General features: G+C 39.3%; 14 protein-coding genes and 3 tRNA genes. 5 read left to right on the top strand and 12 right to left on the bottom strand.

The features are described 5' to 3' along the window. The first annotated feature begins 177 nt into the window (after nucleotides 1–177). From BN2425_RS21920 to BN2425_RS21940, 5 genes are all read left to right on the top strand, one after another. The gene (locus BN2425_RS21920; RefSeq protein ID WP_042464200.1) at nucleotides 178–933 is read left to right on the top strand and encodes an SDR family NAD(P)-dependent oxidoreductase; all 756 of its coding nucleotides are present in this window, start codon (nucleotides 178–180) and stop codon (nucleotides 931–933) included. 568 nt (nucleotides 934–1,501) lie between these two features. Beyond that, complete coding sequence (locus tag BN2425_RS21925) at nucleotides 1,502–2,023, top strand: PadR family transcriptional regulator (RefSeq protein ID WP_042464202.1); 522 nt, start codon at nucleotides 1,502–1,504, stop codon at nucleotides 2,021–2,023. Between the two features lie 196 nt (nucleotides 2,024–2,219). Then, nucleotides 2,220–3,341 (top strand): ABC transporter permease, encoded by a 1,122-nt coding sequence (locus tag BN2425_RS21930; RefSeq protein WP_042464204.1) that lies wholly within the window; start codon nucleotides 2,220–2,222, stop codon nucleotides 3,339–3,341. After that, nucleotides 3,341–4,042, top strand: a complete 702-nt coding sequence (locus BN2425_RS21935) for an ABC transporter ATP-binding protein (protein ID WP_042464207.1) — start codon at nucleotides 3,341–3,343, stop codon at nucleotides 4,040–4,042. Before BN2425_RS21930 ends, BN2425_RS21935 begins: the two co-directional genes overlap by 1 nt. Before the next feature lie 15 nt (nucleotides 4,043–4,057). Further along, entirely contained in the window at nucleotides 4,058–4,378 is a 321-nt protein-coding gene (locus tag BN2425_RS21940; protein ID WP_042464209.1) for a heme oxygenase, read from the top strand. A gap of 150 nt (nucleotides 4,379–4,528) precedes the next feature. Here BN2425_RS21940 and rlmH read toward each other — a convergent pair whose 3' ends face one another. The 12 genes from rlmH to BN2425_RS22000 all read right to left on the bottom strand — a co-directional run bounded on the left by rlmH (nucleotide 4,529) and on the right by BN2425_RS22000 (nucleotide 14,875). Beyond that, nucleotides 4,529–5,008: a 23S rRNA (pseudouridine(1915)-N(3))-methyltransferase RlmH gene (gene rlmH, locus BN2425_RS21945; protein ID WP_042464211.1), complete on the bottom strand. Its 480-nt coding sequence runs from the start codon at nucleotides 5,006–5,008 to the stop codon at nucleotides 4,529–4,531. Nucleotides 5,009–5,109: 101 nt separating this feature from the next. Then, complete coding sequence (locus tag BN2425_RS21950; RefSeq protein ID WP_074433116.1) at nucleotides 5,110–5,268, bottom strand: CxxH/CxxC protein; 159 nt, start codon at nucleotides 5,266–5,268, stop codon at nucleotides 5,110–5,112. A 141-nt stretch (nucleotides 5,269–5,409) separates the two neighbouring features. Then, the gene (locus tag BN2425_RS21955) at nucleotides 5,410–6,648 is read right to left on the bottom strand and encodes a trypsin-like peptidase domain-containing protein (RefSeq protein ID WP_042464213.1); all 1,239 of its coding nucleotides are present in this window, start codon (nucleotides 6,646–6,648) and stop codon (nucleotides 5,410–5,412) included. 225 nt (nucleotides 6,649–6,873) lie between these two features. Then, entirely contained in the window at nucleotides 6,874–7,668 is a 795-nt protein-coding gene (locus BN2425_RS21960; protein WP_042464215.1) for an MBL fold metallo-hydrolase, read from the bottom strand. A gap of 6 nt (nucleotides 7,669–7,674) precedes the next feature. Then, entirely contained in the window at nucleotides 7,675–8,475 is an 801-nt protein-coding gene (locus BN2425_RS21965; RefSeq protein ID WP_042464218.1) for a two-component system regulatory protein YycI, read from the bottom strand. Further along, a complete protein-coding gene (locus tag BN2425_RS21970) occupies nucleotides 8,462–9,784 on the bottom strand; it encodes a YycH family regulatory protein (RefSeq protein WP_042464220.1) in 1,323 nt (440 codons plus the stop codon). The genes BN2425_RS21965 and BN2425_RS21970 overlap by 14 nt, the downstream gene beginning before the upstream one ends. Beyond that, a complete protein-coding gene (walK, locus tag BN2425_RS21975) occupies nucleotides 9,781–11,607 on the bottom strand; it encodes a cell wall metabolism sensor histidine kinase WalK (protein WP_042464222.1) in 1,827 nt (608 codons plus the stop codon). Before walK ends, BN2425_RS21970 begins: the two co-directional genes overlap by 4 nt. A 6-nt stretch (nucleotides 11,608–11,613) precedes the next feature. Next, nucleotides 11,614–12,324, bottom strand: a complete 711-nt coding sequence (yycF, locus tag BN2425_RS21980) for a response regulator YycF (RefSeq protein ID WP_042464224.1) — start codon at nucleotides 12,322–12,324, stop codon at nucleotides 11,614–11,616. A gap of 199 nt (nucleotides 12,325–12,523) precedes the next feature. Further along, nucleotides 12,524–13,975 (bottom strand): peptidoglycan DD-metalloendopeptidase family protein, encoded by a 1,452-nt coding sequence (locus BN2425_RS21985; protein WP_042464226.1) that lies wholly within the window; start codon nucleotides 13,973–13,975, stop codon nucleotides 12,524–12,526. Nucleotides 13,976–14,427: 452 nt separating this feature from the next. Next, nucleotides 14,428–14,500: transfer RNA gene (locus BN2425_RS21990), tRNA-Phe, on the bottom strand. 162 nt (nucleotides 14,501–14,662) lie between these two features. After that, a tRNA-Asp gene (locus BN2425_RS21995) sits at nucleotides 14,663–14,739 on the bottom strand. Nucleotides 14,740–14,803: 64 nt separating this feature from the next. Further along, a tRNA-Glu gene (locus BN2425_RS22000) sits at nucleotides 14,804–14,875 on the bottom strand. Nucleotides 14,876–14,879: the final 4 nt, after the last annotated feature.

The raw sequence follows: 14,879 nt of genomic DNA on the forward strand, positions 1-14,879 counted from the left end.
GAGGGTTCTATATTTAACTTCTAACGAATCCAGATTTGTTACTTGGATTGAATTAATCATAGACGTCGGCTCTATTACCTTAATTATTTATTATTGAACATGAAGACAGTCTTAGTGAACAATCATTAGGTTCGGATCCAAAACTGCATTTATTATTAACTTAGGAGGATCTATAGAATGGGAAAATTACATGATAAAGTAGTTATTATTACTGGTGGTGCTGGTGGGATCGGCAGTGGGATGGCGAAAGCGATGGTTAAAGAAGGGGCAATCGTGACTATTGTAGACGTTAATGAAGAAACCGGTAAAGAAATGGAAAAAGAATTGAGAGTCTTTTCTCCACAATCCATGTTCCTTCAAGCTAATTTAATGGACCGAGAAAATCTTGGCCAAATTATTAAAACAGTTGTTGATAAATACGGTAGATTAGATGTTTTAGTAAATAATGCCCATGCTTCGAGACAAAAAACAATAGAAGAAACAACACAAGCAGATTTAGATTTATCATTTGGTACTGGATTTTATCCGACATTTTATTTAATGCAAGCTGCACTACCTTACTTGAAGGAGTCCAAAGGCAATATTATTAACTTTGCATCTGGTGCTGGCCTTGAGGGACATGAAACACAATCAGCTTATGCTGCTGCTAAAGAAGCAATTCGTGGGTTATCACGTGTAGCAGCAAACGAATGGGGCAGATTCGGGATTAATGTAAACATAATCAGTCCACTCGCTAACTCTCCAGGTGTACAAGCATGGGCTAAAGCACAGCCTGAATATTACGAAAGCGTTAAAAGCAAAATTCCAATGGGGCGTTTTGGTGATGTAGAAAATGATATCGGCCGTGTTGCCGTATTCTTAGCCTCTGAGGATTCTCAATATATTACTGGTCAAACAATCATGGTTGACGGAGGCTCAATAATGCTTCATTAATATTGCAGGAAACTTTTCTGCCAAAGAAGGTTTTTTAACACAAAGATGCTATAATCTAAAAGCGAGGGAAATTAGATACACCCAATTCCCTTTTCAAATTTTTATGATGTTTATGCTATTTCACCTAGATTTGAAACCTCACTTACTTACTGACAGTTGAAGAGAATTTATTAGTTAAACAAAAACATGCCTTTTATGCAACCAATGTTCATCTATTAACTAGCACCTTCCATAAGTAATGGAAGGGCTTGTACAGTCTTTGAGGAAAAACCTCATTTACTTATGGTACGGTTCACGGTATCCAATTAACCAGCAGTTTTTTACCTTACTTATAATATGAAAAGTTTTAATAAGAGTATTTTGACGATGCTAAATCCACCTATTCTGTCAATTACATCTCCACTCATGAATCAACTTGAGAATATTCAAGAACGACTCCATCCATTGTTCCCTTAACATTTCCAATTAAGGTTCACCCTCCATAGTAGTCGGTAGTCCCTCAATTGACTACAAATAAAATATGCGAGAAAATATAAACCATAAGATGATAGCAGAGAGGGGGATATCAATGGAAGAACGCTCGCTTATTTTACTTGGATTGCTCATGAGTCAAAGTCAACATGGATACCAAATCAATGAATTTATAGAGAGAAATCTAAGTGCAGTTACCGACATGAAAAAACCTACTGCTTACGCCACTTTAGATAAACTCAGTCATAACGGATATATTGACATTCAGTTGGAGCAAGAAGGAAATAGACCGACCCGAAAGGTGTACTCCATTAATGATAATGGCAAAAAATATTTTTATGAATTATTATTGCAAAATTTATCTTCAGCCGAAAGTGTAAATTATCAGGGAGATATTGGGTTAATGTTTATTGATTTTCTCCCTATAGAAAAAACAAAACCTGCGTTGGAAGAACGATTAAACAATAATAAGAAAATATTAGAACTCATCAAACAAACCCCATCCCACGGAGAAAGATCGGGAGTCAATCTTGCGGTAGAACACAAAATAGCAATGTTAGAAGCAGAGGTTGCCTTTCTTGAAAAGTCGATAGGAAAGCTTGCCCTCCATTTGGAATAATTCTCCCACTATAAGTAATGCTAAATCCAAGGAAACCTTGTTATGGGGTTTCCTTTTCCTATTTATGCATGATCAATCCCCCCCTTGGTTCCTTTCTGCTCAATTAGTCAAAGTTGACTAATCAAACATATAATAATATAATGCTATTAAATTAATCATCTATGACTAATCATATATATCTAAAGGAGGACTTACATTGTTTCTAGCTTTAAAAGAATTAAAACATGGAAAATATCGTTTTCTAATGATTGGAGTTATAACCGTCCTTATCGCTTGGCTAGTCTTTATTCTATCAGGTTTGGGAAACGGCCTTTCCACACTGAGTGCTGCCACATTTAAAAATATGAAAGCAGATTATGTTACTTTTGAAGAAGGATCCAGAGCTTCTATGAGCCGTTCACTATTACCTGAATCCTTAGTGGCCGAACTGGAGGAGCAAGATCAGGTTTCTTCAGCAGCACCGATGGGGGCCACAATGGCTACCGTTTTAAAATCCACTCCTTCCAAAGAAAGTGAAAAAGTAGATATTGCGATATTAGGTATCACTCCGGGGAGTTTTTTAGAACCAAGTGTAATGGAAGGAAATCCTCTTAATCATGATAAATCACTAGAAGTTATCGCTAATGACACCTTAAAGGACAAGGGCTTTGAAATTGGGGACACACTCACCATAGAGGGGTCATTAGAGGAAATGAAAATTATCGGATTCGTAGAAAACGAAACGTACAATCACTTACCTGCCATTTTTACCACATTAGATAAATGGCGCTCGATACAATTTGCCGCACCTGGTTCTGATAATGGTATTAAAAATCCAGTAAATGGGATTATGCTTCAAGGAGAAAATATTGATTCGCAGAAATTAAATAATCTTTTCCATAACACGGAGATTGTAACAAAGGCTGACGCAATCCAAGGAATGCCCGGATACAAGGAAGAAAACGGTACAATTATGATGATGCTTGCCTTCCTTTTAGCCATCTCTGCCTTTGTACTAGCTGTTTTCTTTTATGTACTTACCTTGCAAAAATCCAACCAATTTGGCATTTTAAAAGCGATTGGCGCAAGTAATGGATTCTTAGGTAAGACCATAGTATCACAAGTATTTCTACTTTCACTTAGCAGTATTGTTGTTGGAGTACTCTTAGCCTATGGAACAGCACTCATTCTCCCAGAGGGAATGCCATTTACACTAGATCTAAAGCTTGTTGTCATTTATGCTATAATATTGCTCTTAATATCCATATTAAGTTCATTGATTTCCATTCGTAAAATTACAAAAATAGACCCACTTCAAGCCATTGGGAGGATAGAGTAATGTCAGGAATAACGTTTAATCATGTATCCAAGATCTATCAGCAGGGGGAAAATCAAGTGGCTGCGCTTAGTGATGTTTCCCTTTCCATCGGTCAAGGAGAATTTATTGCCGTCGTTGGTCCCTCAGGCTCTGGTAAAAGTACGTTTCTCTCTATTGCAGGAGCCTTACTGCAAGCCTCAGAAGGGGAGGTAACCATTAATGGAAATGTAATAGGAGATTTAAAAGCGAAGGACTTATCAAAAGTACGTCTTGAAGAAATAGGTTTTATATTACAATCTAGCAATCTTGTGCCGTACTTAAATGTCCTCGACCAATTACTTGTTGTGAAAAAAATGACGGGTAAAGTGACAAAAAGAGATAAAGAAAATGCCAAAGAGTTACTTCAACAGCTTGGGTTAGAATCAAAAATAAAGAAATTCCCGGAACATTTATCCGGAGGAGAACGTCAGCGAACAGCTATTGCTCGTGCATTGATGAATGATCCTTCGATTATTTTGGCAGATGAACCTACAGCAAGTCTTGACACTCAAAGAGCTCACGAAGTCGTCCAGCTTATTGCAAAAGAGGTCAAATATAGAAATAAGGCAGCCATTATGGTAACTCATGACGAACGAATGTTAGATTACTGTGACAAAGTATATCGAATGGAAGATGGGAAATTAATGCTGGCCGATATTCATATAAAAGTTGCAAATGACTAATAGGAGGAATAAACAATGGTTATCGTAACAAACAGAATTAAAACAAAATTAGGCTTTGCTGCAAAAATGGCTCCAATGTTCACAAGACCAGGAGTCTTACAGGAAATGGAGGGATTTGTAAAAGTCGAAGTACTAATTACTAAAAATCTTTCAGAATATGATGAACTAAATGTTAATATGTATTGGAACACGATGGAAGACTTTACCCAATGGAAAAATAGCGATGCCTTTAAAGAAGTGCATACAGGACCAACTAACTCCGGGCAGGATTCACCTATCTTGGGAAGTGAAATCATTATTTCTGAGGTGGCTTCGACATTAGAGTCAAATATATAATTACCTTTTGGGTAAGCTTGTAGTCAATTATCTGGCATACTAGACAAAAGGAAGGCTAAACAAGTATGTAAGAAATGATACATCTTGTTTAGCCTATACTTTTATACAAATTTTGTGGCCTTCTAAAGTAATTGAGGAAAAAAACTGCCTCTATTTATGGTAAGGTTCACCCCGATTAATCCGAAACGCCCGATATATCTGTTCGACTAAAATCAGCCGCATCAGCTGATGTGGAAAAGTCATTTTCGAAAACGACAGCTGCTCATTGGAGCGTTTCAGCACCTCGTCACTTAACCCCAGTGATCCGCCAATCACAAAAGCAATTTTGCTCTTGCCATATGTAGCTAACTTATCTAACGTATCCGCTAATTCCTCCGATGATTGCATTTTCCCCTGAATTGCCAATACAATCACATATGTATCCTGGCTGATTTTTGCTAAAATCCGTTCTCCCTCTTTATGCTTTACCTGTACCATTTCCAGCGCACTTAATTCCTCTGGTGCTTTTTCATCGGCCACTTCAACCACTTCCACCTTGGCATAAGCAGATAATCTTTTTAAATATTCATCTATGCCCAGCTTCAGATACTTTTCCTTCAGTTTTCCAACCGTAATAATTGAGATATTCACAATCCACAGCCCTTTACAACTTAATTACAAACAGCTTACAAACAAGATATCCACAGAAGTTATCCACATATTCACATTTTTTATCCACATTTGGTATGGAATCATTTGTTCGCCACCATATATACAGCCTGATTTTGACAAAATTCACAGGTTGTTGATAAGTTATCCACATCTAGTTTTGTTAATACTGGAAATGTTTCGTATTCATTCACAACCACATCTAATGCAAGTTCTACATGTTCTTCACAGCAATTAATCATCTGTCATCCTCCTTAACCTTTTCTTCCTATCTTTATTCTTTACGATTATTTATTTGCCATTCCTGGCATGCTGACAGCCTTCATAATAATAACATAATAAAAAACAGGAAGGTTACTGGTTTCACCTTCCTGCCGAAAAGTCTATTGCATACCCTCAGAAGCAAGCTTCACGCTTGTCTCCTGTTTTTTGCCACCTCGATAGAAGGTAACTTTCATCTGCTCGCCGACCTTCTTCTCCTGATATAAATGTTTACGAAGCTCAATTACATCGTTAATTTTGTTATCATCCAGTTCGATTATAACGTCCAATGCCTTTAATCCTGCCACATCTGCCGGTGATCCTGGAACCACCTGGCGAATCGCAACCCCGTAATTAATATCATGAGGCAAGTGTAAGGCCTGTTGCTGATAATAAGCCGGTATTTCTTCCACAGACTGTAAATCCACACCCAGATATGGCCGTTTGACCGATCCATAGCTTTCCAAATCGTTAATAATGGGCTTGGCAGAATTAATCGGTATGGAAAGACCGATGCCTTCTACAGCCTCTTGGGAGATTTTCATTGAGTTAATTCCTACTACCTGTCCCGCCATATTAATTAACGCACCGCCGCTGTTTCCTGGATTAATCGCGGCGTCCGTTTGCAGGACGTCCGACTGCCAATCCACCACACCATCCTGATTGATATCCATTGGAATAGTCCGTTTTAGTCCAGAAATGATGCCCTGTGTAACTGACCCAGAGAAAGTTGGGCCAAGCGGATTTCCTATTGCAATGACTGGTTCACCCAGTTTCAGACTGTCTGAGTCGCCGAACTCTGCCGTTTTTTTCACATTTGCATCGTCAATGGATAGTACCGCCAAGTCCGTCCACATATCGCTGCCGAGTAGTTTTGCTGGAACCTTCGTCCCATCTGCTAAGCTAACCTCCAGTTTCGATGCCCCTTCAACTACATGATGATTAGTCACTACAAAAGCAGTTCCACCTTCTTTTTTATAAATAACACCCGAGCCTGTTCCCGCCTCTTGTTCAGATCCTGCACCACTTGACCAAAATCCCGCCGACTGGGTCTGGATATTGGTAATTCCCACAACAGCATCTGCCGCCTTTTCCACAGCAGCTGTTGTATCAGTTTGTACATCATAGGAGATCTGACGTTGAACGGCATTTTTTTGAGAATCATCACTTTTATTGCCCACAGCCGGTTGTTGACCTGTCTCTATGTTATAGGGCAGAATACCATGATTTGATAGGGTGGGAATTGATAGAATCACTAGCATGGCACCAAGGATAGCACCAACTAAGCTGGCAATAAAGATTCCGCTTCTGCCTCTCTGCTCCCGATACCGGTTCTGTGAATGATCATCATAATAGCCCATATTCACATTCCTTTCTTTCGAAATGATTCATAACTGTATTTGGCTTTTCTATTACCATTATACTCCAGAGACAATATTTTAAAATAATTAGCCTTGTTTTACTTGTTGATTTGCAAAAATCTCATTGACAGCTTTAACACAGCAAATACTTAAACTGTTGTTCAACAACACTAAATTTGTGATGGATATAAAAACCGCAAGGCTAGTAAAACGGCCTCACGGTTTTTATACTGCTGTTAATACGGTTGGGATTTTTGGATCTGTATCATAAAGTTCAAATTGTTCACCGACAATCAAACCTTTTGTTTGCAGCGTCTGAGCGACAGACATTCTTGCTAAATCCTTCATATTATTATCCATACTTAGATGGGCTAAATACACGCGCTTGGTTCGATCGCCGATGACATCACCAATTGCCAGTGCCGCATCTTCATTGGAAACATGGCCAACATCACTTAGAATGCGCCGTTTGATATTCCAGGGATACCGTCCCATCCGCAGCATCTGCACATCATGGTTTGACTCAAAGATGTACGTATCGGCGTTGGAAATAATTCCTTTCATCCGATCGCTAACATAGCCTGTATCCGTAATGAGCACTAACTTTTTGTCAGAGTGATGAAAAACATAAAACATCGGTTCAGCCGCATCGTGTGAAACACCAAAGGATTCTATATCGACCGCTCCAAAGCTTTTAACAGTCTCCATATCAAAAACAAATTTTTGCTCAGTTGGAATGACCCCAACGTTACTTTCCATGGCCCTCCAGGTTTTCTCATTAGCATAAACCGGAAGCTTGTACTTACGGGCGAGAACGCCAATGCCCTTTATATGATCACTGTGTTCATGGGTAACAAAAACCGCCGAAAGCTTGCTAATATCGCGGTCAATCTGCTGAAACAATGCTTCCATTTGCTTGCCGCTGAAACCGGCATCCACAAGGAAGGAATGTTCGTCTGATTCCACGTAGAGGGCGTTACCCGTACTGCCACTTGCTAGAATACTATAACGTAATGACATTCATACTCACTCCACACTCGTTTTTTCATCGCTGTTAAAATCTATAATTTTCCCTTCAAATGCATTGACGTACAAGCTCTCCTTATCATTAACGACCACGCGCCAGGTCGGTGCCAACACCTGAGAGGCAGCCAATTGAACCAAGGTAGAATAGCCAAGTTCAACTTTTGTTATTTTGCTTTTTGGCTTAAGATCACCCTTTTGATGCAGCGTTTCGATTGCTTTTAAGGCTGTCAGGATCTCTTCTTCTTTTGATGACATTTTTAAAATATCCCCAAGGTAGGTCTGCTGATAGGAAATGATTTGATGATCTGCATTAAATTCCAGGGTGATCATTCCGTTAATATTTTGATATAAAGGCGCATTTTCGTATTGCTGATAACAGGTAATGGTGTTCTTTTTCTCATTGGTTTTCCAAAACAAATACTTTTCTCCGTTAAGTACATTCTCTCTTAAAAAGTCTTGTACTTCCGATGGTTCAACTTTCTCACTTAATTGATAGGGCTTGTCCAATATTGCCTGCAAAGTGGTGCCTGAGTCACTTAGAGTTACCATTTGGCTTTTTAACTTGCCAAGGTCATTTTTAGTGAATTCCTTCGGTTTGGCACTAAGATATTGCGCCTTAATTTGGACGGTTGGCAGCTCCCCATAGCTGATTTGGTCATCTTTTAACTGTTGCTCCACTGTTGCCTCTGTATAAATTTCATAGTTATTGACATCCCGACTTTTCATGAATTGAAAGAGCAGATAAACATCCAAAATCAAAAACGTGATAATAAAGATCGTTTTAATTCTACTCCAATCCATGCTCGGGACCTCCCAACTCTTCCATTGTTATGTGGCCCCAGCTGCCATTATAGCGGTAAAACCACGCTGGTTCTAACAGAATTAACCGATTTTCTTCCGTTTCCCGTTCCATCTTATAGCCTAATACCAACTGTTCTAAAAGCTCCGACTTGAAGTTTTTCTTATTTTGTAAATAAGATAAAACCTCATGACCAGATGGTTGTGTGACCATTTGCATTTCTGTTGTTAAAGGCAACTCCAGAGCAATATTCGGACGAGTGTAACTAGTAATTTCATTTCTGCCCCAGACTTCAGTAATTTCCGAGAGGCCGCGGCCATTAAAAACAGGATACCCATCTGACGTATATAGCCTGAAGGTGACAGAACGGTTAAATTCATCTTTTGAAACAAACCGATAAGGGTCCGTCCAGCCACCATGCTCATTTACAAAACCAATGCTCCGGTTAACCAAATCATAAGAGTTTTCTACATACTTCTCCTCGGTAGTCGGATTAATGTAGGTAACAATATTCGTATCAAGATTAATACTCAATTTGCTTGAGTTGTTCGTATATTCTTCATAGGGAGGAACTGTACTTTTTTGCACATAATTTGGGTCGCTAAAAAGAGCTTCCTTTAATTCTTCAGAATCCAGGATTTTAGGGAAATACTTAAATGTGTTCATTTTGGTTTCGCCATCCGGCAAGTAAATGGTCCGGCTGGCTGATGGCTCATAGGCAAAATAACGCGGCTGACTAGCTGCCTCTTTGTAAAAGTCCTTTTTAAACTCCGCCAAATTAGCAGGAGATATATGGCTGATGTACACTTGTTGGGCTTCTGTTGAGACAAAATAGACCTCACCGTTATCCGAATCGGAATCCTTTGCGTCAATGACAATCCTGTCAAAGTTAAACGAGGGCACCTTTTTCCCCTCCAACTTCAGCACATTTCTGTAAATCTCAATCGGCACATCATCAGGGAAGACAATTTCTGCCTTGCCATCTCCATTGATCAACTCTTTTATATTACCTGCTTCTTCCGTATAATTTTCCACTTCAAAAAATGACCACTTACTCATTTCCTTAATCATTGTATCCAGGTCCTTGGCATTATTGGTGCCAAAATAACCCCCGTTTGTATGGTAGATTACCATATCAGGTTTAATAATGGTTTGTACCTCTTGTTTTTGACTCAAGGTGACTCCTGGGACAACATTGCTATTTTCTAGTTTTTCGTAATTAGGATGGTAGGTCCAAAGATTCCAAGTTAAAAAAACACTTATTAATACCAAAATCGTTAATATAATCGATTTGCTATTTTCATAACTCATGACCAATCATCCTCTTCAGTCCACTCATATGGCAGCGTAAAGGAAATCGTTGTTCCTTTTCCTTCCTGACTTTTTGCTTCAATCGTTCCTCCATGCGCTTTGACAATTTCTTTGGCAATGGCAAGACCTAAACCAGTTCCGCCCATTTTGCGAGTCCTTGCTTTATCCACCCGATAGAAACGGTCAAATATTTTTCCGATACTCTCTTTTGGAATGCCCATCCCCTGGTCAGATACACCGACAATAATTTGTTCTTTTCCTTCTTCTATCGAGAACGTAACCTGGCCGCCTTCTGGGGAGTACTTTAAAGCATTGGAAATAATATTATATAAAACCTGGGTCATTTTATCTTCATCTACTTCAACCCAGATAGCATGTGCAGGAAGCAATCGTTTAAAAGTGACATTCTGCTCTTTTGCCATTTCAAACCGGTCAATGATTCGATTATAGAAGTCGACAAAATTCAGCCACTCCACTTTCAAACGATAATCGGTGCTATCCATTTTTGATAATGTTAATAGGTCGTTAACCAAACGAATCATTCTTTCCGTTTCCGTTCTGGTTACTTCCAAGAAATTAGGAGCAATTTCTTCATCACGCCATGCTCCGTCTGCCAATGCTTCCAGATAACTCCGCATCGTCGTTAATGGCGTCCTTAATTCGTGTGATACATTGGCAACAAATTCCCGGCGATCCGCGTCAATTTTTTCCTGTTCGGTAATATCATGAAGAACACAAATCAACCCGTTGACAAACCCTGTCTCCTTTTGAATCACGGAAAAGTGAGCTCTTAGGATATAAGTTTCAGATTTCGTACTATAATCCAAAATGATTGATTCCTTTTCTTCTAATAAATCCTCAAAGGTATTGGTATCATCCAAATCTAATAAAGAAATAATCGATTGCGACATCACTGTTTCACGTGAAACATCCAACATTTCTGCTGCCGGTTCATTGATGAGCATGACCCGGCCCTTTCTGTCCGTGGCGATCACGCCATCGGTCATATTCGACAGCACGGACGATAACTTTCTTCGTTCCCCTTCCGTCATGGCTTGGGCTTCTTGAAGTTTTTTGGTTAGGTTATTGAAAGTCAAAGCCAGTGTCCCAATTTCATCATGGCCATATACTTTAACCTTTCGGGAAAAGTTCCCCTTTGCCATGGCTAAAGCTTGCTTTCTCATATCGGTAATTGGCTTTGTAATCGTTTGGGCAAGCAAAACTCCTAGGACAGCGGTGATTGACAAAGCAATCGCGGTCCCTGTAGCAAAAATCCTGTTTATGGTGTTCATTTGTTCAAACACGCTCTCAATTTTTGCCTCTAGATAGATCGCACCAATTACCTTTTTCCCAGATTTAATCGGGGTGGAGAGCACCCATGTCCGTTTACCCGTATTTTGATCCAATCGAATCTTACTTTGATCTTCCTCTAATACCATCGATTGTTTTACCAAAAGTTCCGTTTGCTTTTTCCCGACCATATCCTGATTCCCCGGAAGGGAGGTGCCTAGAATGATTAAGGATCTATTTTCAATTACCCTTACTTCGGTAATATCACCCGTATCAAAGTCTTTCAACAATTTATTAATGTCTGCCTCTAATGAGGGATCTTCAGGTGTCCTTTGCTTTTCCATTTCTTCACGGATATTAAACCGCAGCAAATCTACCCGCTGTTTAATGGAAGTCTGGAAGTTGGTTCTTAACGTGTCCTCCAGCTGTCTGACAAAATAAACCCCGATGATCTGCATAGCTACCAAGATCAGAAGGACATAGATGAGAACAAATTTTACTTTTATCGAACGAAAGAAACCAACTTTGTTCATTTAAGATTACTCCTGTTCAGGATTGCGCAAATAATAACCTACACCACGGCGAGTTACAATCCATGCTGGATGACTTGGGCTGTCTTCAATTTTTTCCCTTAACCTTCTTACCGTTACGTCAACAGTTCTTACATCACCGTAATAGTCATAGCCCCAAACAGTTTGTAGTAAATGTTCTCTCGTCATTACCTGTCCGATGTGTTTGGCCAAATAATGCAGCAGTTCAAATTCCCTATGTGTCAATTCAATTGTCTCACCACGTTTTGAAACAATATAGGCATCTGGATGGATCACTAGTGAACCAATCATCAACTCATTAGTTTCATTCTCTGCTTCATTCTGGACAGCAATTTGTTGATGTCTGCGCAGGTTTGCTTTAACCCGGGCAATCAATTCTCTCGTACTGAATGGCTTCGTTACATAATCATCCGCACCGAGTTCTAGTCCCAGGACTTTATCAATTTCCGAATCTTTTGCTGTCAACATAATGATTGGCATCTCATATTTTTTTCGAACTTCCCGGCAGACTTCCATTCCATCCCGCATCGGAAGCATTATATCTAAAAGAATTAAATCTGGCTGAACTTCATCTACAAGGCGGAGTGCCTCATTACCATCATAAGCACAATAAACGTCATAGCCCTCTTTTTTAAGGTTAAACTGTAAAATATCTGCAATTGGTTTTTCATCATCGACAACAAGAATTTTCTTTTCCATAACATTGCTCCTTTTCGCTTTTATCCTATTTTGCTCAAGTAAGGCACCATCAGTGGGATAACTTGCTGTCCTAATCGGATTTGAAGTCATAACTATACTATTTTACTTTACCACTGTTTTTGCTTATTTTCACCTATTAGTAGGATTTGTCAGTATCATCTTCAAAAAAAAAATCTCTAGATAGACTAGAGATTGATTATTATCTTAGATAAGATAATGGGTTTTCTAAACTGCCATTTTTGGTTACTTCAAAATGTAGATGGATGCCGGTAGCATCGCCGGTAGCACCCATTACCCCTATGGCTGAACCTTTTGAAACCGTCTGGCCTGGTTTAACATTGATTGATTCCATATGTCCATAGAGCGTGCGCATTCCATTTTGATGGTCGATAATGACTTTGTTGCCATAGCCGCCATTATCCCATCCAGCAGATACAACAACGCCATTATCAGCTGCTTTAATGGTTCTGTTGCTTGGTCTTGCTATATCAATACCTTTATGTTTTCTGCCCCAACGATATCCCATTTCACTGGATACATATCCGCCGACTGTTGGCCAAGCTAAGCTTCCGTCCCCTCGGGATGGAACGACTTTCGTTCCTTTGACAACAATTTCATCAACTGGCTGCTGAAGAACTTGCTCATCGGTTTGTTCTTTTTTCACTGTTTCTCCATTTTGCTCTGAAATTGCGTAAGTAACAGTTCTTGCACCATTTTGACCTGCTTGCTTTACTTTTGTATCCCCTTTATCCATCGAAGCATCTTCTTCCGTTTTCTGGGTAAAAGGAATTTCTTCTCTTTGATTCACTTCTTTATCAACCACTACTTCAACATAGGGTTTTAGAGCCGTAATATTGACTTCTTGGCCGATATGTAAAAGTGTATCTACTGTTAAGCCTGGATTTAACGCTAATAGTTCATCCGTCTTCAGCCCATTCTGATGGGCAATCGTTTCAATAGCATCACCGGGTTGAACCGCATATTTCTTTTCCTCTAGCGTCCCCTTTTGAAGATAGGTGAGTGCTGCATCAGGTGTCATGATGCTTTCAGGTGCAATTTTTCTTTCATCTACTGAAACATTTTTTGATAAGCGAACGTCTACTATACGAGTCTCGTTTTCACCAAGTGGCGGGATTGGATCAATTGATGCTTTTCTAGCTTCTAATTCGCTTAATTGATCTGCCGGAACGTATTGCAGCTTAAGGTTTTTAAGCACCTCTTCAGCGGTTACTTTATTATCAAGGTAGACAATAGGCTGACCGTCAATCACAATAGCTGCAGCCTCCGCTTGAATTTGAAACGAGCTGTTCAAGTTTTGGATCGTCTCTGAATCGTTCACAGCAGAAGACGTACGAAATACTTGCTCAGGTATGTATTGAATTTGGGAATCAAGGTTAAAGTTTATGTTTTGAAAGTTTTGCTTCGCTGAATCGACCTTTTCAGCTACAAGATGATCTAGTACTTCTTTATTAGTGACATTGCCCATGTAGGTACCATTTACGTAGACATGATAAATGGTTGTTAATTTTGATGAAGTAGCAAATGCAACTGGTCCACTGCTGAATGCAATGACGGATGCTGCCATAGCAGAGGCAATCGCTGTTTTTAAAATTATTCTCTTAGACTTAAATCTATTATTGAAAGAAAACATTCTTTTCCTCCTAAATCACGGTAAAACCCTATGAATCTTACAAAATTATTATTCAGAGTTATCCAGAATTTTAACTGTTTTAAATTTACCATAATTTATTTTAAAAAGTTTAAGAATCTCTATAATGTAACAAAAATGTATAACAGCTGACATTTTTCTACTTTTCCCTGAAATATGCTAGTAATAATTACCTGATTTACTTATGGGTACTTTTCAGGAAAACCCTTTCATATCAAGGGTCTGACTAGTTATTTTGAATGATAATTGGCATTTTATAAAATAGTGCAAAATTGATGTCAAAATAGAAAAAATTAGTTCTTTTATTACAGTAATGTTACAATTCAGTTTTAATGGTAAGGATCTGTTATACCTGGCAGTTGATTTCCGCTTCAATCAACGAGTAATAAAATAAAAAAAACAGAAGCCTGCACGATTGCAAGCTTCTGTTTTTATGGCTCAGGACGGAATCGAACCGCCGACACAAGGATTTTCAGTCCTTTGCTCTACCGACTGAGCTACTGAGCCGTATTAAGTTTGTCCCCTACAAAAAGATAATCCTAAGTCCTTCGTCCCCATCTCAGAAAGCTTATTCAAGCAGCAGCTCGATGGATACGCTTGATGCTATTTCTCAGAAGCTTATTCAATCGTGCTCTACCGACTGAGCTACTGAGCCGTATTATGTATAAATGGCGGTCTGGACGGGACTCGAACCCGCGACCTCCTGCGTGACAGGCAGGCATTCTAACCAGCTGAACTACCAGACCATATAAATTGATCGTCAGCAAGGAAACCGTCCTTGCCAGTCACTCACTGACAATCAAATGCCGATGACCCCTACGAGATTCGAACTCGTGTTACCTCCGTGAAAGGGAGGTGTCTTAACCGCTTGACCAAGGGGCCATTG

Origin of the sequence: Neobacillus dielmonensis (assembly GCF_000612665.1) — a bacterium.
GTDB classification, from domain to species: Bacteria; Bacillota; Bacilli; order Bacillales; family Cytobacillaceae; genus Neobacillus; species Neobacillus dielmonensis.

Bases quoted from the DNA above. Each gene is read 5' to 3' on its own strand.
- BN2425_RS21920 (WP_042464200.1), top strand. From the start codon at position 178: ATGGGAAAATTACATGATAAAGTAGTTATTATTACTGGTGGTGCTGGT.
- BN2425_RS21925 (WP_042464202.1), top strand. From the start codon at position 1,502: ATGGAAGAACGCTCGCTTATTTTACTTGGATTGCTCATGAGTCAAAGT.
- BN2425_RS21935 (WP_042464207.1), top strand. From the start codon at position 3,341: ATGTCAGGAATAACGTTTAATCATGTATCCAAGATCTATCAGCAGGGG.
- BN2425_RS21940 (WP_042464209.1), top strand. From the start codon at position 4,058: ATGGTTATCGTAACAAACAGAATTAAAACAAAATTAGGCTTTGCTGCA.
- BN2425_RS21950 (WP_074433116.1), bottom strand. From the start codon at position 5,268: ATGATTAATTGCTGTGAAGAACATGTAGAACTTGCATTAGATGTGGTT.
- BN2425_RS21955 (WP_042464213.1), bottom strand. From the start codon at position 6,648: ATGGGCTATTATGATGATCATTCACAGAACCGGTATCGGGAGCAGAGA.
- BN2425_RS21960 (WP_042464215.1), bottom strand. From the start codon at position 7,668: ATGTCATTACGTTATAGTATTCTAGCAAGTGGCAGTACGGGTAACGCC.
- BN2425_RS21965 (WP_042464218.1), bottom strand. From the start codon at position 8,475: ATGGATTGGAGTAGAATTAAAACGATCTTTATTATCACGTTTTTGATT.
- BN2425_RS21970 (WP_042464220.1), bottom strand. From the start codon at position 9,784: ATGAGTTATGAAAATAGCAAATCGATTATATTAACGATTTTGGTATTA.
- walK (WP_042464222.1), bottom strand. From the start codon at position 11,607: ATGAACAAAGTTGGTTTCTTTCGTTCGATAAAAGTAAAATTTGTTCTC.
- yycF (WP_042464224.1), bottom strand. From the start codon at position 12,324: ATGGAAAAGAAAATTCTTGTTGTCGATGATGAAAAACCAATTGCAGAT.
- BN2425_RS21985 (WP_042464226.1), bottom strand. From the start codon at position 13,975: ATGTTTTCTTTCAATAATAGATTTAAGTCTAAGAGAATAATTTTAAAA.